This window comes from Pseudoalteromonas aliena (assembly GCF_038155085.1).
GTDB classification, from domain to species: domain Bacteria; phylum Pseudomonadota; class Gammaproteobacteria; order Enterobacterales; family Alteromonadaceae; genus Pseudoalteromonas; species Pseudoalteromonas aliena_A.
Genome location: NZ_JBAKAU010000009.1, coordinates 20,337 through 41,193, shown reverse-complemented (window position 1 = coordinate 41,193; position 20,857 = coordinate 20,337). Strand labels below are relative to the sequence as shown.

At 38.4% G+C, this 20,857-nt stretch carries 20 protein-coding genes and 1 pseudogene; 13 read left to right on the top strand and 8 right to left on the bottom strand.

Annotated features, from left to right (window positions below; all coding sequences use genetic code 11):
* Positions 1 to 24 precede the first annotated feature (24 nt).
* On the top strand, positions 25 to 1,776 hold the full coding sequence (locus V6260_RS10475; protein ID WP_341594020.1) for a DEAD/DEAH box helicase: 1,752 nt from the start codon (positions 25 to 27) through the stop codon (positions 1,774 to 1,776).
* A 34-nt stretch (positions 1,777 to 1,810) separates the two neighbouring features.
* Here the strand turns inward: V6260_RS10475 and V6260_RS10470 are convergent, their stop codons facing one another.
* Entirely contained in the window at positions 1,811 to 2,149 is a 339-nt protein-coding gene (locus V6260_RS10470) for a ribonuclease E inhibitor RraB (protein WP_341594019.1), read from the bottom strand.
* 215 nt (positions 2,150 to 2,364) lie between these two features.
* On the opposite strand from V6260_RS10470, the gene V6260_RS10465 reads away from it, so the two are divergent.
* The 3 genes from V6260_RS10465 to V6260_RS10455 are packed head-to-tail and all read left to right on the top strand — an operon-like array spanning position 2,365 to position 8,698.
* Positions 2,365 to 4,092, top strand: coding sequence for an autotransporter assembly complex family protein (locus tag V6260_RS10465; protein ID WP_341594018.1), 1,728 nt, complete (start codon positions 2,365 to 2,367; stop codon positions 4,090 to 4,092).
* A complete protein-coding gene (gene tamB, locus V6260_RS10460) occupies positions 4,092 to 7,781 on the top strand; it encodes an autotransporter assembly complex protein TamB (RefSeq protein ID WP_341594017.1) in 3,690 nt (1,229 codons plus the stop codon). Before V6260_RS10465 ends, tamB begins: the two co-directional genes overlap by 1 nt.
* A gap of 32 nt (positions 7,782 to 7,813) precedes the next feature.
* Positions 7,814 to 8,698: a peptidylprolyl isomerase gene (locus tag V6260_RS10455; RefSeq protein WP_341594016.1), complete on the top strand. Its 885-nt coding sequence runs from the start codon at positions 7,814 to 7,816 to the stop codon at positions 8,696 to 8,698.
* 66 nt (positions 8,699 to 8,764) lie between these two features.
* Here the strand turns inward: V6260_RS10455 and queF are convergent, their stop codons facing one another.
* Positions 8,765 to 9,610 (bottom strand): NADPH-dependent 7-cyano-7-deazaguanine reductase QueF, encoded by an 846-nt coding sequence (gene queF, locus V6260_RS10450; protein WP_341594015.1) that lies wholly within the window; start codon positions 9,608 to 9,610, stop codon positions 8,765 to 8,767.
* 59 nt (positions 9,611 to 9,669) lie between these two features.
* Between queF and syd the strand changes: the two genes are divergently transcribed.
* Complete coding sequence (gene syd / locus V6260_RS10445) at positions 9,670 to 10,209, top strand: SecY-interacting protein (protein ID WP_341594014.1); 540 nt, start codon at positions 9,670 to 9,672, stop codon at positions 10,207 to 10,209.
* 62 nt (positions 10,210 to 10,271) lie between these two features.
* Here syd and V6260_RS10440 read toward each other — a convergent pair whose 3' ends face one another.
* The 3 genes from V6260_RS10440 to V6260_RS10430 form a co-directional block, all read right to left on the bottom strand.
* Positions 10,272 to 11,045, bottom strand: coding sequence for a Zn-ribbon-containing protein (locus tag V6260_RS10440; RefSeq protein ID WP_341594013.1), 774 nt, complete (start codon positions 11,043 to 11,045; stop codon positions 10,272 to 10,274).
* A gap of 13 nt (positions 11,046 to 11,058) precedes the next feature.
* A complete protein-coding gene (locus V6260_RS10435; RefSeq protein WP_007378199.1) occupies positions 11,059 to 11,325 on the bottom strand; it encodes a hypothetical protein in 267 nt (88 codons plus the stop codon).
* A gap of 96 nt (positions 11,326 to 11,421) precedes the next feature.
* Positions 11,422 to 11,658, bottom strand: coding sequence for a DUF2789 domain-containing protein (locus V6260_RS10430; RefSeq protein WP_341594012.1), 237 nt, complete (start codon positions 11,656 to 11,658; stop codon positions 11,422 to 11,424).
* A gap of 142 nt (positions 11,659 to 11,800) precedes the next feature.
* On the opposite strand from V6260_RS10430, the gene V6260_RS10425 reads away from it, so the two are divergent.
* The gene (locus V6260_RS10425) at positions 11,801 to 12,454 is read left to right on the top strand and encodes a GNAT family N-acetyltransferase (protein ID WP_341594011.1); all 654 of its coding nucleotides are present in this window, start codon (positions 11,801 to 11,803) and stop codon (positions 12,452 to 12,454) included.
* 741 nt (positions 12,455 to 13,195) lie between these two features.
* Here the strand turns inward: V6260_RS10425 and V6260_RS10420 are convergent.
* Together V6260_RS10420 and V6260_RS10415 are read right to left on the bottom strand one after the other, a co-directional pair.
* Positions 13,196 to 13,495, bottom strand: coding sequence for a DUF3301 domain-containing protein (locus tag V6260_RS10420; RefSeq protein ID WP_002963032.1), 300 nt, complete (start codon positions 13,493 to 13,495; stop codon positions 13,196 to 13,198).
* A complete protein-coding gene (locus tag V6260_RS10415) occupies positions 13,496 to 14,524 on the bottom strand; it encodes a DUF3549 family protein (protein WP_341594010.1) in 1,029 nt (342 codons plus the stop codon). It abuts the gene before it with no gap.
* A gap of 104 nt (positions 14,525 to 14,628) precedes the next feature.
* Here V6260_RS10415 and V6260_RS10410 point away from each other — a divergent pair, with 104 nt between their 5' ends.
* The 3 genes from V6260_RS10410 to V6260_RS10400 are packed head-to-tail and all read left to right on the top strand — an operon-like array spanning position 14,629 to position 16,155.
* Positions 14,629 to 14,949 (top strand): YqcC family protein, encoded by a 321-nt coding sequence (locus V6260_RS10410; RefSeq protein ID WP_002963030.1) that lies wholly within the window; start codon positions 14,629 to 14,631, stop codon positions 14,947 to 14,949.
* Complete coding sequence (truC, locus tag V6260_RS10405; protein WP_039488539.1) at positions 14,942 to 15,706, top strand: tRNA pseudouridine(65) synthase TruC; 765 nt, start codon at positions 14,942 to 14,944, stop codon at positions 15,704 to 15,706. Before V6260_RS10410 ends, truC begins: the two co-directional genes overlap by 8 nt.
* Positions 15,706 to 16,155, top strand: a complete 450-nt coding sequence (locus V6260_RS10400) for a flavodoxin (RefSeq protein WP_341594009.1) — start codon at positions 15,706 to 15,708, stop codon at positions 16,153 to 16,155. Before truC ends, V6260_RS10400 begins: the two co-directional genes overlap by 1 nt.
* A gap of 59 nt (positions 16,156 to 16,214) precedes the next feature.
* Here the strand turns inward: V6260_RS10400 and cysZ are convergent, their stop codons facing one another.
* On the bottom strand, positions 16,215 to 16,925 hold the full coding sequence (gene cysZ / locus V6260_RS10395) for a sulfate transporter CysZ (RefSeq protein WP_425355708.1): 711 nt from the start codon (positions 16,923 to 16,925) through the stop codon (positions 16,215 to 16,217).
* A gap of 504 nt (positions 16,926 to 17,429) precedes the next feature.
* Between cysZ and V6260_RS10390 the strand changes: the two are divergent.
* The 4 genes and pseudogenes from V6260_RS10390 to V6260_RS10375 form a co-directional block, all read left to right on the top strand.
* Positions 17,430 to 18,343 (top strand): annotated as a pseudogene (locus V6260_RS10390) (putative bifunctional diguanylate cyclase/phosphodiesterase); the annotation flags it as partial.
* A 191-nt stretch (positions 18,344 to 18,534) separates the two neighbouring features.
* Positions 18,535 to 18,996 carry a GNAT family N-acetyltransferase gene (locus V6260_RS10385; protein ID WP_341594007.1) on the top strand — a complete coding sequence of 154 codons (462 nt, stop codon included), beginning with the start codon at positions 18,535 to 18,537 and terminating at the stop codon, positions 18,994 to 18,996.
* A gap of 243 nt (positions 18,997 to 19,239) precedes the next feature.
* Positions 19,240 to 20,109 carry an MYG1 family protein gene (locus tag V6260_RS10380; RefSeq protein ID WP_341594006.1) on the top strand — a complete coding sequence of 290 codons (870 nt, stop codon included), beginning with the start codon at positions 19,240 to 19,242 and terminating at the stop codon, positions 20,107 to 20,109.
* A 62-nt stretch (positions 20,110 to 20,171) separates the two neighbouring features.
* On the top strand, positions 20,172 to 20,504 hold the full coding sequence (locus V6260_RS10375) for a YnfA family protein (protein WP_341594005.1): 333 nt from the start codon (positions 20,172 to 20,174) through the stop codon (positions 20,502 to 20,504).
* Positions 20,505 to 20,857 lie beyond the last annotated feature (353 nt).

The following is a 20,857-nucleotide window of genomic DNA, read 5'->3' as shown; positions in this document are numbered from 1 at the left end:
TGTTTTATTTTTACAATATTAGTTATGACCTATACCCTAAGACCTTACCAGCAAGAAGCCGTAGAACGCACCGTTTTACACTTTAGAAAGAGTAATGATCCTGCCGTTATTGTGTTACCAACCGGTGCAGGTAAAAGCCTTGTTATTGCTGAACTTGCGCGTATAGCTAAGCAAAAAATATTAGTGCTTGCGCACGTTAAAGAACTTGTAGAGCAAAATTCGCAAAAATATAAAAGTTTTGGTTTAGAGGCGAGTATATTTTCAGCAGGCTTAAAAGAAAAATCATTAAACCATCAAGTAACCTTTGCCAGTGTGCAATCACTTTCGCGTAATTTAGATAAATTAAATGAGCATTATTCATTACTTATTATTGATGAATGTCACAGGGTAAATGGGGATAAAAAAAGTCAGTACGGTAAAGTAATAAACAGTTTAAAAGAGTATAACCCTCATTTAAAAGTATTGGGTTTAACCGCAACACCTTATCGGCTAGGAACGGGGTGGATATACCATCACCATTATCATGGCTTTGTTAAAGGGACTAAAGAAAGCCCGTTTAAAAGTTGTATTTTTGAATTGCCGCTAAGATATATGATCAAACATAATTATTTAACGCCGCCAAATGAAGTTGATGCAGCAATTAGCCATTATGATTTTTCGTCTTTAGATAGCAATGCATTTGGGCAATATACTACTGATGATATGAATGCGCTTTTAAAAAACAGTGAGCGCGCAACGAAAGCTATATTACAGCAAGTAATTCAATACAGTGAAGAGCGTGAAGGTGTTATGGTTTTTGCCGCCACGGTATTGCATGCTCAGGAAATATTAAGCTATTTGCCAGCTCATGAAAGTGCGCTTATAACAGGTGATACGCCAAACACTGAGCGCGATAAAATCATTAAGCAATTTAAAGCTAAGCAATTAAAGTATTTAGTTAATATTTCGGTATTAACTACAGGGTTTGATGCGCCACACGTTGATTTTATTGCTATTTTACGCCCTACAGAATCAGTTAGTTTATATCAACAAATTGTGGGGCGAGGTTTAAGGTTATCTGAATCGAAAACGGATTGCTTGGTAATAGATTATGCCGGCAATGGTTTTAATTTATTTCACCCAGAAGTAGGTGATAAAAAAGGTGATAGTGATAATGAACCCGTGCAGGTACTTTGCCCTGGTTGTGGGTTTGCGAATATATTTTGGGGGAAAACCGACTCTGCTGGAAAAGTAATAGAGCACTTTGGCAGACGTTGTAAAGGGTTGTTAGAAGATGATGGTGGGCATAAAGAGCAGTGCGATTATCGTTTTAGGTTTAAAGAGTGTGAGCAGTGCGGTGCCCAAAATGATATTGCTGCACGACAATGCCATGACTGCGGCGCGGTAATGGCCGACCCTGATGATAAGCTACGTAATGCATTAAACTTAAAAGACGCACTTGTGCTTCGATGTAGTGGGTTATCGGTAACTCAAATTAAAGACGATTTAATTAAAATAACGTATTTTGATGAAGATGGCGCAAGTTGCGATGAGGTATATAACCTCGCAAATAAAGGCGGGCAGTTTATATTTAATAAACAATTTGGTAAACGCGTGAGTCATGGGCAAACACCGATAGACTTTAAAACGGCAGAGCAAGTAGTAAAAGCACAATTTGAATTAGTGCCACCAGATTTTGTTATTGCACGAAAAAGCAAAAAGTATGGTTGGAAAGTTGCTGATAAGCTATTTGACTATAAAGGCAATTTTAGGAAAGCAAATCAGTTAAGCCGCTAAGCTTAACTGACAGGATATTTTAAACGAAAGATAGTTAAGCTTCTTCTTCACCGTCCATTAATCCCCAGCCGTCACCGTAGCCATTAAAGCTATTAGCAATGCTTTCAATATATTGCTCTGCTTGGCCTAATAGAGTGTGCTCTGGCACCATTTGTACTTGAGTGATTACTTCCCAAACGCCAGTGTCTTTGCATTTTTCAAGCTCAGCATTTTGAACTAATGCATCAGAGACTATTTCTTTAGCAAATTTTTCAGCATCGGCTTGTTGTTCAAATAAAATAAAAAAATCGACTTGGTGCATTTTATTTAAATCAATGCCAGCAGCGGCTATTTCGGCTAAAAGTTGGCCGTTATCATCATCAGGGAATTGCATTAAAAACTCATTTAAAATTAATTTTGTATTCGTAGGCACTATTGTAACCAAATTATTGTCTTAACGCGTACTAATTTTAATTATATCAACGTTTATACAATACATAATTTATCATCTTAGATTGCCATTAAGTTAATGTGTTGCTCATTATGGCTATGCTAATATGCTTTGATTCGTCATTGTATATTTAAGATATTAAAAGTAAGGATATTTACTTGTTTATTAAGTTTTTACGTTGCATATGTGTTGTGAGCGCTTTAATTGCGACAAATAGCTATGCGGCAGAAAAAGTCATAGAAGATTACGAAATTGAAGGGTTAAGTGGCGATTTAGAAGATAACGTAGCTCTTTACCTCAAGCAGTTAATTGGCGAGAAGCCAACCCGTACACTTCGCCGTTATGCTCAAAAACAAGTACAAAATAGCATCAAAGCACTTGGCTATTATAGCCCGACCGTCGAGGTTATTTATGATAAAGACGATAGCGAGCTAATTGTTAAAGTTGAACGGGGGCCTGCAACTCGCATAGAAGCAATTAATATTACGCTAAACGGCGATGGTCAAAATGATCCACAATTACAGGCATTGATTAAAAGCAACCACTTGAAGCAAGGTGACGTTTTAAATCATGGTAAATATGACTCTGCTCATAAAAAAATAGAATCTATGTTGCTGGAGCTTGGTTATTTTGATGCTAAGTGGCCGGCGCGCAAATTAGAAGTGTCGCTTAAAAAAAATAGTGCAGTTATTACTTTCGTCATTGATACTGGAGTTAGGTATCAGTTTGGCGATATACAAATTGCCAGTAGTACACCCGCTGAAAAATACATACGCTCTATAGCACCTTTCTCGCAGGGCCAACCTTATAAATCAACGTATATTGCTGACTATAACCTGGATTTATCAAGTACCCCTTATTTTGCCAGTGTGCGTGTTTATGCTGACATTGCAGCGCGCAAAAATAGCCAAGTACCGATTAAAGTTGAAGTGTTACCCAAGCCAGCTAACAGCTATGAAATTGGCGGTGGTTTTAGTACTGACTTAGGTCCTAAAGCGCGTTTTAAATGGAGTAAGCCGTGGATCACAGAAGACGGACATTACCTCGAAACTAATTTAAATGTGGCACAAAAGCAGCAGGATATTTCCTTGGCTTATACAATTCCGGTTGATGATCCTAATGATGATTTATGGCGATTCTCTGTTGGATATAAATTAGAAGATGAGCTCACAAACGACACTTACAGCGAGATACTAACGGGCCAATTACAGCGCCAATGGTTAACCGAAAACAAATGGGTGCGTACAGCATTTTTACGCCGCGACCGAGAAACCTACCGCATCGGTGATGAAGACGAAGAAAGTACCGAAATGTTAATGCCTGGCATTAGCTACGCGCGCAAAAAATCAAAAGGTGGCACGACTCCCTATTGGGGAGAGCAGTGGCTTATATCTGCTGAGTTTGGCTTAGATGATGTTCTCTCAAGTACTAATTTAGTAAGAGTACAAATGCAACATGCATGGCTACGCACTTATTTTGACCGCCACTTGGTGTTTTTAAAAGCGAATGTGGGAGCAATGCTTGTTGATGATATTAACAACGTGCCATTTTCACTTCGGTTTTACGCAGGTGGTGACCAAAGTGTTCGTGGTTTTGCGTACCAATCAATATCGCCCGAAAACGATGACGGCGAGCTAATAGGTGGTAAGTATTTACTATCGGGCACGATGGAATATAACTACCAGTTTGCTAAAAACTGGCGAGCAGCTTTATTTGTTGATGGTGGTACTGCGACTAATGATTTTTCTGATGATTTTGAAGTAGGTGCTGGTTTTGGTTTTCGCTATTTAACACCCGTTGGCCCAGTGCGCATAGACCACGCTTGGGGATTAACAAAAGAAAGTAAAAGCACACGTTTAAGTATTACCATAGGGCCAGAGATTTAATGTCAGTATTAAAAAAGATAACAGCCGCCGTAAGTGCTATTTTTGTCACGTTAGTTGTTGCACTATTTTGTTTGCTATTTACCGCACCAGGTAATCAATTTATTGCTTATGGTGCAAACAAAGCGGTAGATGGACTACATATTGAAATTAAAGATGGCCGTTTTATTTACAATGATGCCTTTAATGTGCGCTTTATTAACAACGGATTGGATTTTAATGCACAACAATTGAAAATTGATTTGTTTTGGTGGCAGTGCGATGGAATTTGTATATATAACTTAAGTGCTAAATCTATAAATTTAACATTACCAAAAACCGCAGAGTCACAAGAAGAAGCCGCGGCAGAGCCGCTTGAAAAAATTAGCTTACCTTTTAATATTGCTGTAAAAAACATTGCGATAAACAAATTTACTCTAGAGCACCCAAGTGCAAACGTAAGCGTTAATAACTTTAAACTCTCAGCAAAGGCAGAGAGTTCAAAGCTGACGGTTAAAAGTCTGAATATTCCCACCATACTTATTGCTTTAAAAGAGCAAGAACAAGATGCGAAAACACAAACGGCGCAAAATACTCAAGCGCCTTTAACGCACCTACCCGCATTGCCTAATATAGAATTTACTTCGCCACTTGATTTAGTTGTTGAAGACTTTGAAATAGCTAAAATTACGATTGAGCAAAACGAAGCCCAACATGTTATTGAAAACATCTCGCTGCAATTAAGTGTGGAAGATGCGGTTATTAATTTAGAGTCATTCTCAGCAAAGTATGAGCAGTGGCAGCTTAATACGCATCTTAACGCTGAGCTTGCAGGGAACTTACCCGTAAAAGGGAATGTTGTTTTACAAAGTGAAGAGCACCAAGCTAATTTGCAGTTAAATGGCGACTTATCAAACCTAAACCTCGATTTAGAAACGCAGGGACAATATCCGCTTAGTTTAACGGCAACGGCAAATTTAAAGCAGAAAAACTATCCGTTTGAGTTAAATGGCAAAATTAAACAGTGGCTTATTGATGCACAAAGCAATGAGCTTAAAGTGCGAAATGTAAGCCTCAATGCACAAGGTAATGCTGACGACTATCAGCTTAGCCTACAGGGGAATAGCCAATTAGGTGCGTACCCAGCTGTTGACTTAAATACCCAATTAAAAGGCAGTCTTACCAAAGCAACTTTACAAGCGCTAAGCATTAAAGCAAACGAAAGCAGTGCAACTATAAAAGCCAATGTTGATTGGCAAAAAGGCATACTGGTTAATTTTAATGGCACGCTTGCTAACTTAAAAGCGCAGTATTTAACTGATGCCGCTACCAGTGATATTTCAGGACAATTTAAAGGCTCGTTTAATGCGGCTGACGACAAGTGGCAGCTACAAATGAATAATACAAAGTTAAGCGGATTACTTAACGACGTGCCACTAGAATTTGCCTCAAACTTTAAGCTAGACAACACGTTAAAAGCTAATATTGATAGCTTTTATTTAAGTAGCGGCACCAATAAATTAGCACTAAGCGGGCAAGTTGATGATACTTGGCAAGTTGATGGCAAAGTAACGCTAAAAAGTGATGAAAAAGCTAATATCCCATTTACTGCCGACGGCAACGCAAATTTAAAAGTGAGAGGGGAGAGGTTAACGCCGTCTGTTGATTTAGCACTAATACTCGATCGTTTTATTTTTGATGAAATAAACATTAATAAATTATCAGTAAAAGGGCAGTTAGATACCGCTGCCGATTGGCAAACCGATGTATCGGTAAGTGTTGGTTCGGCGCTGGTGGCCGACCAACAAATTAATAGTGTTAAAATTGATGCCAGCGGCGATAAAACAGATCACCAACTTACGGCATCAGTAGATGCAGAGCAAGGCAGTATAGAGCTTGAAGTTAATGGCAAAATTAATAATACCACTTGGAATGGCGAGCTTAGTAATGTAACGTTTAGCGATAAAAAGCTTAGTTTTAGTAATACTAGAAATATTGCCATTATGGTTAATACGCAAAGTGGCGACTTTGATGTAAGCGCGCATTGTTGGGCATCTGAGCAAAGTGAATTATGTATAGACACGCTAGCACAGTCAAAAAGCCTCGGTCAGCTAAATGCTAAACTAAGCAATTTAGCGCTTGAGGAGCTTAAGCATTTTTTACCTAATAGCATTCGTACTCGCGGTAATATAGCTGGCGATGTAGCACTTAATTGGCAAAGCGGTGCGCTTAAAACATTACGCGCAAATATCGATTCTAGCGATTTAGAAGCGGTGCTTACCTCGGAAGAAGATCGTTTTAAATTACCAATCGAAACTCTAACTATTAGTGCGTTTTCGGACTCTCAAATTGGCAAGCTTGAAGCTAATTTAGAATCAAGTGTATTAGGCAAAATTAATACACAAATTAATATCGATGATATACAAAACACGCAAGCGCTTAACGGCACCATTACCATCGATAAAATACTCCTTTCAGACTTACAACCATTTCTTGAAACGCTCGAGCAGTTAAAAGGTGATATTAGCGGGAAAGTGGCGTTAGCTGGTACGTTAAAAGATCCATTATTAAATGGCGAGCTTAATGTGAGCGATATTAGTTTAGAGGGCGAGCAACTACCTATAGCGCTGCAAAAATCAAATATAAACGTATCGTTTGATAAAACAACAGCCACAATAAAAGGCAACTTAAACGACAACCAAGGCGGTAAAATAAACCTCACCGGTGACGTTGATTGGCAAGGTGCGCAACCTGCTGTAAATGTGGCGGTAGTTGGCGAGCAGTTTTATGTACGCGCGCAGCAAGGGGTTACTTTTAAAGTATCGCCGGATTTAAAAATAGGCTTGGCTAATAATGCACTCAAGCTTGCTGGTGAGGTAGTTGTGCCTTACGGTCGTATAATGATTGAAGAGCTCCCAGAGGGCGCAGTGCAAGTTAGCGATGATGAAATTATTGTTGATCAAAAAACCGAGGCCACCGAAACAGTTCCGTTTGATTACGACATAGATTTAAAAGTGATTGTTAAAAACGATGTAAAAGTAGAATCGTTTGGCTTGGAATCAAAAGTTGCGGGTGATTTAGCTATAAAAATGAGTCAAGGTGCGCCAATCATAGCCACAGGTGAGCTTAACTTAATTGAAGGTACTTACTTAGCCTTTGGGCAAGATTTAATAATCAGCACCGGGCAAGTAGGTTTTAGCGGTTCAATTGAACAACCATTTTTAAATATTAAAGCAATACGTAACCCCGATACGACTGCAAATGGTGTCATTGCAGGGGTTACGCTCACGGGGAATGTTGAACAACCAACGCTTAAAATATTTTCTGAGCCTGCGATGGATCAAGCACAAGCACTTGCATATTTACTTAATGGCCAGCCTTTAGGTGATGGAGAAAGTTCGTCAAGCGATGCTATGCTTACACAGTTATTACTCTCTCAAGGTGTTAGCCGCAGCGAAGGGGTTGTTTCTAAGGTAGGTGAAACCTTTGGGTTGTCAGATGTAAGTTTAAGCTCATCAGGTAGTGGTGATAGCACCAAAGTAGAAATATCAGGTTACGTAGCACCCAGTTTGCAAGTTAAATATAGCGTGGGTGTATTTGATTCGCTCAGTGAGGTGGCTGTGCGTTATCAGTTACTTTCACAGTTATACATAGAAATAACGAGCGGCCTATATCAAAATGTTGATGTGCTATATAAGTTTGATTGGGAATAACCAAAACCATAATAATTATAAGGATATAAGCGATGAAAAAAATTATATTGCCGGCTTTGCTTAGTGTTTTATTGAGCGGTTGTGCTCAACAACTAGGTGATGATGTTGCTAAACAAGAGCTACCTTTATTGAGCGCGAGTGAGGTAATTGCGAGTGCAACAGATAATGACTGGCGAGTAGTGGATGCTCAAAATATTTTAAAGATAACACTGCCAACGGGTGATGCGTACATTGAGCTCAATGAACGGCTTGCCCCAAAGCACGCTCAAAATATTAAAAAGTTAGTACGAGAAGGGTTTTATAAAAATACCAGCGTTTATCGGTTTGTTGAGGGTTTTGTAGCGCAAGGCGGGGACAGCTCGGGTAAAAAGTTAATTAAAACTGCGGATAAAACAGTCCCTGCTGAGTTTTATTTAACAACAAAGAAACCACTTTTAATTACTGAGCTAAATGGCGACGGGTATGCACCAGTTACCGGCTTTTTAAACGGCTTTGCAGTAGCTCAAAACTCAGCACATACGCAAACATGGCAAGTGCATTGTAGTGGCGTGTTTGCAATGGCGCGCGACAACGATATAAATAGTGCGAGCACGGAGTTTTTTGTAACGATAGGGCAAGGCCCGCGCTACCTGGACAAAAATATTACGGTGTTTGGTCGAGTGCTCGAAGGTATAGAGCATTTTAACCGTTTAGCGCGCACACCAACTGAAGGAAAAGCATTTAACCCAATTACCAATATACAAGTGCTTGGCGACGTACAAAGCGATAAAAGTATATTTAAAGTGATGAAAACAAACTCACCGGTGTTTAAAAACTTAATCAATGCTCGTAAAAACCGTGTTGAACCATGGTTTGTACAGTCTTACAATTATGTGGATGTATGCGCGATGCCTATACCGACAAAGCGTATCAATTAGCGCAAAACCAATATTAAAAAGGAGCCTAGGCTCCTTTTTAATACTCATGTTCCAGTTTAAAATAGCCTACTGACGATTAATTTTAACTGCAAATGGTGTGTCATTATAATGCGTAGAGCGATACGGGTTTATATCAAGCCCACCGCGACGAGTATAACGCGCGTAAACCTCTAACTCTTTAATATTAAGTTGTGTTGTTAAATCACTATAAATACGCTCAACACACTGCTCATGAAATTCGTTATGCGTTCTGAACGAAATTAAATAACGCAGTAACGATTCGCGACATATTTGCTCGCCTGTGTATCTTATAATTACACTTGCCCAGTCAGGCTGGGAGGTAATTAAACAGTTCGATTTAAGTAAATGGCTGTAGAGCGTTTCTGTTACTACGTTATCACTTTTTGCTTTAAGTGAATTAGCATCAATATCGTAATTATCAATTTCAATATCTAAGTCATCAATACATTCACCTGGCAGCGGTGTACAGGGCAAGCAATTGTAATCATCAGGATTATATAAAGTCACTTTGACAGGACTGTTAACCGCGTTTGATAAATCATCAATTAAGTGCTGTTTTACTACATCAATGCTTTCAAATCGGGTTTGGTTAAAGCTATTTAAATAAAGTTTAAACGACTTTGACTCAATAATATGGCTGCTTTGGCATTCAAAGGTAAATAAGGCCACGGCAACTTGCGGTTTACCTTTATTGTTTAGCCATGAAAGCTCGTAACCAGTCCAAATGTCTTGGCCTTTAAATGGAAGCTCTGCTTCGTCAATATTTAAAGCATCACGATTTAGTTTGCGCGCAATAGGGAAAAGCAAGCTTGGCGTGTACACATCTACATACTCAGTAGATTGGCCTAATACGCTACCTTTAAGGTCTGGAGAATTGCTGTAATCTGTCATGTTTGCTCTTAAATAGTTACAATAGGGACATTATATCTAATTTAAATGAGTTTCACAGTATGTCTGTTGCATTGCTTATAGAACAACTCCATCAAACATTTAGCGAAAATACCCTGAAAAACACCGCAAAGTACCCACTTATAGCGCACGATGAGCAATGGCCAAGCCCATGTGAAGTTGGTGAGGTTGACGAGCAAGGAAACATTCAATGGCAGGGGGCGCGTCAGCAACCTGCAGGTTCGCTTAATGATTTAGCCAGTGCACTAGAACTTGAGTTTCCAAAAGAGCTTAGCGAGCTATACGGACATATGTACGGTGGAAGTATTTTAGCAAGTATTGATGGGCATCAGGTTGAATTGCTACAAGCATGGAACGAAGAAGACTTTAATTTGCTACAGCAAAATATCACGGGCCACGTGTTAATGAAACGCAAGCTCAAGCAGCCAGAAACAGTGTTTATTGGTTTAACAGATCAAGATGATTTGCTAGTGAGTATATTGGTGCACACAGGCGAAGTATGCTTAGAGCACGTAGGCAAAAAAACACACCATGTACTTGCACCTAACATTAATGCTTTTTTAAAGGCGTTAGAGGTTTAAAACGCATTTAAAAATCAGCTTAGCGTTATCACTAAGCTGATTTTAAGCGCTTATTGAAGTGGTTACTGAAAATCCCACGATATATTAGACACCAAGCCACACGGCTCACACCTAAAGTCGAATAACCCAAACCACGATTCAGGTAATTTCCAATCGCCATTACAGCTAGGGCATTTTCTCTCAAGTTCAGACTCTTTATCTACGCCGCCTACACGGTATAAATAATAATAGGTTGGCTTTTTAGTTAAAAAACTAATTCGCTTTGTTATGTCTTTTCCACGTCTATATAAGTCGCTTTGGATACTCGATATTTCTTCAAGGGCCGGAAACTCACAACGGGTTGCTCCATTAATTTGAATTTGATCGCAGGCTTGCCAATCTTCTTGCCATTTAATCAGTGTTTTATAGTCACCATTAGCAATTGCCGGAATACGAAATAACGGCACAGGCAAAAAGTCATCACCACAATAAAGCGGGCTGCACGTATGCACATAGGTTGTATATAAAATATAACTTGATGGTTCTTTACAGCAATCAGCACCGTTGGAGTGAATATCTTGTCCAATCACTTTTACTTTTGGCGCAAGTAGCCCAGCATCATGTAACTTTTCGATACTGTGTTTAACAAACGGGCTGTTATTTAGTGGGTGCATTGCATCTTCGGTCGGACACATTACACGGGTAATAAAAAATCCATCTTTTAAAACGGTTGGGAATTCTTCCCCCATTATTTGACCATTAAAACGCAGTGCATTTACCAAGCGATTTATTGCTTGTTCGGCTTGTTCTAGGGTGGTGTCTTGGTAGCAATCAAAAGTTAAATCAACAACGAACATTTATAGTCTCAAATTATTTTTGTTCTAGCAGTGCAAGAAGTTTATCGAGTTTTTGCTCAATTCTATCTAATTGGCTTGTTTTAAGCTCAGTATTATCTGACTGCTGTGGGTTTCTCATGAAGTTATTAATTGAATCAGGATTGTTTTTATATTGGCTTACTGCTGCAATAATCATCGGCATTGGAACCGGTTGCGCCAAACGGCTTTTAGTTAGTGCTACAGTAGGGGTTTTGCCTTCATCAAGAAGGGCTTTGATTGCATCAAATACAACTGAATTCATTAGATATATAACTCTTTAATAAAATAAATACGCAGCATATAAATGCTGCGCAAACGCTATGTTAGCAATAAATAAGGGAGGGTACATTAAATAAAATTACTTACTTTGACGAATGCGTACATCTAACTCATCAATTACTTCACTCCAATCTCCGTCTTGTGCAAGGGATTCAGCTAAAAAGTGCTGTTGCGCTTCATCCCAAAAAGGGGCTTCTTGGAGTAGTGTTGTGTCTTCTAATTCATGTGAGGCAATAAATGTATCTATTTGTTCGTCTGAATTAGGTAATCCAAGTTGTGAAAATAGCGTGTTAATGTCGTGTTTTGTCGTATCCATGATATTGCTCCTTTAAACGAATGAAAACTTATTCTCAGGATCAACTCTACTCCTAGCTAGCTAAACTCTCGCTGAATTTACGGCTAATAATTTTAGGTATATAGTTTAAACAGCCTATAGCTAAAATATTAGAGGAAATACAATGAGTGTAACCACACCAGCTGATACGTTCAGCATACAGTATTTAGCCGCAGAAGATATTAGCACTGCAGCGAGCCTAATTTATCAGGCTTACCATGACGATTCTGTATTACAAAGCATGCTTAGCTACAATGACGAAAATAAATCAGTATACGAAAAAAAATTACGATCATTAATTCGCGAAGAGCTCAGTAGTTTTTGGCAAGAAAAGCAGCCATTAATTGGTTTATACCGCAACGATAAATTAAAAGCAGTAGCGTGTGTATTTGAATCTAATAGCCAATTACAAGCGCAGCGTTATTGGCACTGGCGTTTAAAATTAATGCTGAGTGCGGGCTACTTACAAACAAATCAATTAATAGACAAAGAACAAACAATTAGAGACGCCCTTAAAGAGAAAGGCAATTACTACTTTTTAGCTTTTATTGCCGTAGATCCACATTTTCATGGGCAAGGGTTTGGTCGTTACTTACTACGCGGGCTTGATGATTTAGTTAAATGTAACGCTGAGTCAACGGGGATGGCTGTATTTGTAACGCGTAAAGAACACACTGAATTTTTTAAAACCGAAAAGTTTGAAGCATTTAAACACCTTACTTTTAACCAAGTAGAGGGCGAGCTACTGTTTAAATCAATAATTGAGTCAACTATTTAAAATTATAATGTAAGCCAATACGCCCAAACGGACATAAGACCGTGAGATATATCTCACATCATCGTAAGCATTGTCACTTAAAGGCTACTAATAAGTAGCCTTTTTTGTTCTAAGTCATTGCTCTGCAGTGTTTATTTGGTTTTTTCATTTTTGTGACGTTTATTTATTTAATGTTAAGTCCTATTTCTCCCCCCTGATTGCTTTAAACTTCTCTTTGTCAAGACGACATATCTCAATGATTGAGTTACTGCCAGGGATAAGGAATAGGCAACATAGCAGACGCTAGCAGGAAGCATACAGGACAAGCTAAAACGGATACAAGGAAGAATAAGGAAGTGCATTAAGCACTTAGTAGCTAGGAGTTACTTTAGGATAATCACGGATGACGCTACAGGAAGTAGCAGGAGCGTTAGTTTACGCAGGACGGCCAAGATGGCAAGTGGACATTGCAGGATGCAAAAAGTGGCAGGAGCTACTTAAAAGGATTACCAGGGATGATGATACAGATGTAGCCAAACGATAGATTTCGTGGGTTTGCCAAGGTGGCCATGGATATTGCAGGATGCAATGTGAGGGTAAACAAGGTTGTTTACTCGTTCAGGGGATGATAATACGGATTTAAGATAATGGATATCTAGCAGGATGCAGTCCAATTGGGGCGTAACTTTAGTTACGCCTTAGTTTTTTGTGTTGAATTAAATTTATTAATGTAAGAAACATACTCCTAAAGTATATTAATTTTTATATTTTATGCGGTGGAACAACCACACTTTTCAAAAACTCATTTTCCATAATTAACACACCTTGATAAGCATTTTCACCGTCGCTTGAAAACTCAAATATAAATTCACTTTTAATGCCTGGCTTGCCGTTCTTTAAAAAACCAAAGCGGCGTTTTGTGCATGCAACACTCATCAACTGCACCTGCAGTTGCTCACTTTGACGTTTAGCATGAACGTTCGCCGCTTCAGCAACCTTTCGGTTAAGCCAAAATAAGTAAATTACACTACCAATAAGTATGAACGTCCATAAACTTGCCATTTAAGAGAATAACCTTCCAATTGCACGCGCGAGGGTTTCGCTGCGATTTTCTTTACGTAATAAGCCTAATAAATGCGGGCGAATAGTCGGTATTGCAACTAAGTCTGCAAAAATACTTGGAAATAATTCTTCAATTTTTTGATGATGCGCGCAATTATCCATAAATACATGTAAGCGTTCAGGGTTTTCTAATTGTTTAAAACAACGCCCAGCTATTGTTAGTAACACGTCAGAGTCGTGCCTCACTGGTGAGGTTAGTACAGTATCGACTAATTGAGCGCACAACCCTTGAGCTTGACCTTTTGAAGCTGATCTGAGTGCTGCAGTTATAGCCACTGTGTCGTTGTTACTAATTGCACCCTGGGTGTAATCAACAAGTAACTCACTCATTGATGTTGGTATTTCAACGTGTTCAAGCATGGCACTGAGTGGTTGCAGTACTTCAATAGGTAAATACGCCCATGCTTTTTGCAGATTACTTAAGTTTGTATCGCTGTCTAAGCGTAGTGCAAAATCGGCAATACCCTGTAGTGCAACACTTTGCCAATAATCAAAACCAATTTTACCGCTAAAGTACAGTTGTGCATGCTCGTAATACTGCGATGCAGGCTGTTTTAATAGTACTTTTACTTGGGCGTTAAATGCCGCTAATTTATTTGCGTTTGGTGTAAAAACATAAGGGTTATTATCAAGCTTTCCATCGGCTTGCTCACCTGTAATTTCAGTGCCTAGCGCTTGAATAACCATGTCAGCAAAGTGATCGCGACTAGCACTTACCAGCATACTTTGCTCATCAAGTGGAAATTTTAAAAACCATACATACGGTTCTTTACTGGCTTTAGTATCCCAAAATTGAATAGCGAGCCATGCATGACCAGCAAGTGGATAAGGGTAAGGCACTTGAGCTTGTTCAATAGCTAAAAATTGTTTTTTATCAAGCTTAGTAATGTGCCTGCCAATATCAAAAGCACGCCACTGAGTACCCGCACCATCTAAAAGCTGACCTAATGTAGCTATTTGATCACTCATTGTTTTCTCAACTGTTTTTACTGCAAAATTACATTAATTATACGCCATAGCCGCTTATGAGGGAACAAGGTATAATTGCATTACATATATAAAAGAGGGTGGTTATGTACCAGCAAACCCAAACTTATTTAGTGCAGCTAACGGCACTTTTACAAAAACACGCGCTTTGGCAAAGTGAGCCAATAGACGCTGAGGCACTGCTTTCAAATACTCCTTTTTGTCACGATACAATGGCATTTGAGCAGTGGTTACAGTTTGTATTTATTGAAAAAATACAGCAATTAATAACACATAGGCAACCACTGCCGCGCAACTTTGCTATTGCCCCTATGGCGCAAATGACACTTGTGAATAAAGCCGGAAGCGATGAAATAATTGAATTACTAACAGCCCTTGATACCTTTTTAGGAGAACCAAATGAGTGAGCGTCCGGCGCCTATAGAATATGGCGAGCTGACTATTTTGTATCAAGATGAAAACTATGTGGCTATAAATAAGCCTTCAGGTTTATTAGTGCATCGCTCGTTTTTAGATAAACACGAAACCCAGTTTGCTATGCAAATGTTGCGCGACCAGCTAGGGCAACATGTATTTCCAGTACATAGGCTCGATAGACCTACGTCGGGCGTATTACTGTTTGCATTGAGCTCTGAAGCTGCTCGCGATATGAACCAGCTATTTATTGAAGGCACCATTGCTAAGCGCTATTTGGCTTTAGTACGCGGCTTTGCGCCAGAGTCGGTATTTTTAGATAAACCGCTTAAAGAAGAACTTGATAAAATAGCCGATAAGTTTGCAGATCAAGATAAAGCACCGCAAGAAGCGCAAACCCAGTTTAATTGCTTGCACCAAGCTGCATTGCCTATTCCTATAGGTAAGTATCCAACAGTGCGTTACTCGTTAGTTGAGTGTTTTCCAAAAACCGGGCGCAAGCATCAAATTCGCAGACACTTAAAGCACTTATCACTGCCTATCATTGGTGATGTAAATCACGGTGATAACCAGCATAATCAATTTTTTAGGGATCATTTTGAGCTAAGACGCTTAATGTTATTTGCAACAGAGCTTAGTTTTGTGCACCCTTATAGTAATGAATCAATAACAATTAAAGCGCCACTAGGTGAAGACATGCTTGAAATATGTAAGCAGCTAGGTTGGCCAGAGCAAGAAAAGGATTATTAATGGCACATATTAGTATTTTTGTAGGCAGCGTTAATGGCGGTGCAGAGCGTTTAAGCGATGAAGTTGCAGCCACAATAGAGCAAGCGGGTCATACTGCTACAGTAATTACTGAAGCATCACTTGATGATATAAAAAATGCATCGCATATTTTAATTGTTACCTCCACAACAGGCCAAGGTGATGTACCGAGTAATTTGGCCGGATTGTACTTTGCAATGAATAGCACTTTCCCAATGCTTACCGATAAACCGTTTGGTGTAATTGCAATGGGTGACAGATGTTACGGCGATACATTTTGTGGCGCAGGGCGTAGCTTTGACGAGTTACTACGCGATTTACAAGCAAAGCCTGTGGGCAACCGCCTAGAAATAGATGCATGTGAAGATTTTGAACCATGGCCGGTAGCTGAGCCTTGGTTAAAAAATTGGTTAGCAAAGTTACCATTGTAAGTATATTTAAAACAGTGCCGCAAACGTAATGTTCACGGTACTATTTTAACCACATATATTTAATCACGGTATTTAGGTCGATAATTATCTACCCACAAGCGAGTTGCGCCGCACACTGCAACAGGCATAACGATTAAATTAACAATAGGAATTGAAGTTAGTACCATAACCGCAAAGCCGAATCCGTATGATAAACCTTGTTTGCTTTTTAAATCGTCTTTCATTTGTCTAAAATTAATTTTATGGTTGTCGAATGCGTAGTCCTGATATTGCACGGAGTACATCCAACATGTAAAAAGCACCCATAAGATTTGCCCAATAATTGGTAGCACCCATAGTAATATAAAAAAGCCTATGGCACGGGGCAAGTAATAGCAAAGCTTAGTCCATTCACGGCCAAGCATCCTTGGTACATCTTTAATGAGCTCGCCAAAGCCATCGTCGTTAATTTTTTTACCTGTCAAATAAAGCTCTACTTTTTCACTTAATAGGCCATTAAAAGGTGCCGCAATAAAGTTTGTAATTACAGTGAATAACATACTGTAACTGAATAAAACCACCAGTAGTGCGATGGGCCACATTAGCCATTCTAGCCAGCTGAGCCAGTCGGGCAGCATATTATTTATATAGCTGAAGCTGTCACTTAACCAACCAAATAAAAAAAACAAGGAGCTACCAAAGAGCAAAATATTAATTAATAGCGGAATAATGACAAAACGCTTTAACCCTTTTTGACTAATTAATTTAAACCCCGAAAAAAAGTATTCCATACCTTGTGTGACTTGCACTGTGACCTCAAAAAATTTTTACCATTACTTACAGTATAAATAGCTTAATAATTTTGAACAGTACTTTTAAGTAACAAAGTGTTAGCGTTAATCTTATGGTCTGGTTTACACCGTTGCTGTAGCTATATTAAAAATATGGAACTATAACTGATTAAATCAACTAGATTATTTTTTATCAATAAAATAATAAATCATGACCATACTGAACTTTACTTAGTAAGAAATTTTCTGCGAAGCGTCTTGTTATTTCGATGTATATAAATGATGTGGTTAAGGTGAAACATGAATACGGCTAGATTAAAAAAGTTATTATCTCACCAGTAAGGCATTTTATCCAAAATTGCATTAGGGGTACCTTTAAGTGAGGTGCTTACTGAATTTTTTTATCAATCGAGCAGATTATTGATGATGAATCCGCTAGGTGTTTCATCTTATCTCTTCAAGGAAGTCAACTTTTTCATTGTGCAGCTCCTAATATCAACACAGAGTATTGTGATTTGCCTAATTGATAGCGTAAACACACAGGCTGGCAATATATTAAAATTTGCAGATACGGCTATGTATCGTTCTAAAAATAAAGGAGGGAATAGCAGTAGTTTTTACGATCCAGCCTTAAAACACTACTTGAGAAGCAAACTGAGCTAGAAACCGACATTGTCAGGGCAATTGCGTCTGCTTACTTTCAACCACAGGTCAATACGCATGGCGATGTTATTGGTGCTGAAGCACTCGTTAGATGGAACCACCCTCGAAAAGGGTTAATAGCGGCAAACGAATTTATACCAATTTGCAGAGCTATACGGGCTTATTCAAAAACTACAAAATATAGTTTTACATGATATATGTATTTTAATTAACGAACTTAGAGCAGATAACATAATTGATGACTCGTTTAGTGTTTCAATTAATATTAGTCAAAGCCAGTTCAATTCATCAAATTTAAAAAGAGAGCTATTTAGTACTATTAATAAATTTGATATTCGGGCACTGCAAATTAAGTTAGAAATAACCGAGTCAATGTTCTCAAGCGATATAGATTATACAATCAGGCAAATGAAAGAACTCATTGCCGCGGGCTTTTTATTTTCGATTGATGTTTTTGGAGCCGGTTACTCCTGCTTAGCGTACTTAAGTGCGTTTCCTGTTAAAGAATTAAAAATAGATAAAAGCTTTATTGATAAAATTTTAGATAGCACGGTTGGCTTAAATATTGCGCAAACAATTATCAGTTTAGGAAAAAGCTTAAACTTAGAGTCAGTCAATGAGGGTGTAGAAACAACAAAACAATATGATTTACTTAAAAAATGAATATTGACACCATGCAAGGCTACTTAATTGCAAGGCCGATGGATAAAGAACGTTACTCAAAATGGCATAGCGCTAATACTAATACGCAATAATACTTGAAGACTACTATTAATTAGCAAATTTACACATGTGCTAGGCCACTTTTGCTCTTTTAGCTGGTGAAATGTCATAACCCATATGCTAAGTAAGGAGTAAAGATTTTTTAATTAAACAATGCTAAGCTATGACCGCTTAAATATATTATTTAAAGCTTAATAAACTTATAACAATGAATGGAAGCTTTATGCAGTTAGTCGATTTAAACCCGAATGATCCCGATGTGGTAAATGTATTTGATGATATAGACCGACTTATTAACTCTTTATATCCTGTTGCTACCGCACAGTCTCTGGAGTTAAACGAATTAACTTTACCTAATGTGTACGCTATTGGTTTAAAAACTGAAGAAGGTATTATTGCCTGCGGTGCGATTGTAGAGAAATTTGATACTCAGCCTTATGGCGAAATAAGACGTTTATATGTAAAACCAAGTCATCGTGGTAAAGGTCTATCAAGACGTATTATGCAGATTTTATTACATCAAGCCGGCGAAAAACAAATCCCATTAATACGCTTAGAAACAGGCCCAAAACAAATAAAATCAATCAATTTATATGAAAATTTAGGCTTTAAACGTTGTGGCAGCTTTGGCTCATATGTTGATAATCCACAAAGTGTATTTATGGAATTAGGGCTTAGCCAATAAGTTAGATAGCTCTGCGGCATGCTAAAGTTTAACGTGTCGTAAATACCCTTCCCTACAATCGCTCATTATTACCTTGCGATAAACGCTATGCTTAAAACTAATCACTATAAAAATGCTTTTATGGTGATGCAAAAAATACTTCACTGTTTTTAACACCTGTCTTCGTATAAAATCTGCCTCGATAATTAGTGACTAACTTACAAAGCGAGAATTTTTATCTTTTCTAAAAGTAGCAATAAACAAATGAGCGAAATAACAGTAGTAACCCACAATGGTAATTTTCATGCAGATGACGTTTTTAGTATTGCGGTACTTAAACATGTTTTGCCAAAGTTTAAATTGGTACGCACACGTGATAAAGCGCTTATAGAAAGTGCCGACTACGTAATAGATGTAGGTGGGGAATACGACCCAGAAACGAATCGCTTTGATCATCATCAGCGTGGTGGTGCAGGCGAGCGAGAAAATGGCATCCCTTTTTCATCGTTTGGTTTAATATGGAAAAAATACGGTTTAACGCTATGTGATGATAACCAAGCAGTTGCTGATAGAGTGGATTCAGGCTTAGTTTCAACCATTGATGCTATTGACTGTGGTCATGTTGAAGGTGTATCGAAAGGGATAAGTTTGAGCCAAACAATCTCAATGTTTAACCCTACGTGGGAAGAAGAAAGTAACTTTGATACCTGCTTTGATGAAGCTGTTGAATTTGCAGCGCGTATGCTTATTCGTTTTATCGCTTCAGCTCACGGTAGTGTTAATGCAAAAGAGATTGTTGCTAAAGCAATTGAAAATGCAGAAGATGCCCGAGTAATTGTGCTTGAAAAATACACACCGTGGAAAAAAACAGTGCATATTTTATCAAGTGAGGCGCTATACATGGTTTACCCATCGCATTCTGGGCAATGGATATTACAAACAGTACCCGTTGAGCCTGGCTCGTTTGAAGATAGAAAATCGTTGCCTAAAGCATGGTCTGGTTTATCTGATCAAGCATTTGTAGATGAAACCGGTATTGATGATGCCGTGTTCTGTCACAATGGGTTATTTATAGCGGGCACTAAGTCGTTTGAAAGCGCAATGAAACTTGCCACAATGGCGCTTAGCGAATAACAACGCACTAAGCATAACAATTTATATAGATTGTTATGCTTGTTATTTTAGCGCGGAGCATTATGTTTGAATTAAAAACAATCGCACTTTTTACTATTACAGCCTTAGCAGAAATAGTGGGTTGCTATTTGCCCTACCTTTGGCTTAAGCAAGATAAGAGCATTTTACTTTTAATTCCTGCAGCGTTAAGTTTGGCACTATTTGCATGGTTGCTCTCTTTACATCCTACTGCTGCCGGGCGTGTGTATGCAGCTTATGGCGGCGTATATATTTGCGTTACGCTATTATGGTTATGGGTTGTTGATGGCGTAAAGCTTACTATGTGGGATATTATCGGTGGTTTAGTTGCACTGCTAGGTATGGCAATAATTATGTTCGCCCCAAAAAGTGCATAGCTAGCTTATACTCAATTAAATCGAATTCGCCTGTACACTACTGCAATTTCCTACTTTCAATGCCACAGGCAATACCTAACGCTACATATGCGCCAAGTAATGATTTAAGCTGGTGGATGTATGCTAAGCGTTTTTGAAGTGCAGTTTTTATTCACTTTGTAGAATACATAGGTATGGTCACAACACGCAGCCTCAACTGTAAGTAATTGAGGTGTTGAGAATGCCTTGCTCTAATCCATCAAAAGTAAATTTTATAAACAAAGTAACTCAAGATTAATTTTAGTGAATGAGCTAACTCATTTTTACTAATAAAATTTATAATGAGTCATTTAAAAATAGCCATTTTTTTACAA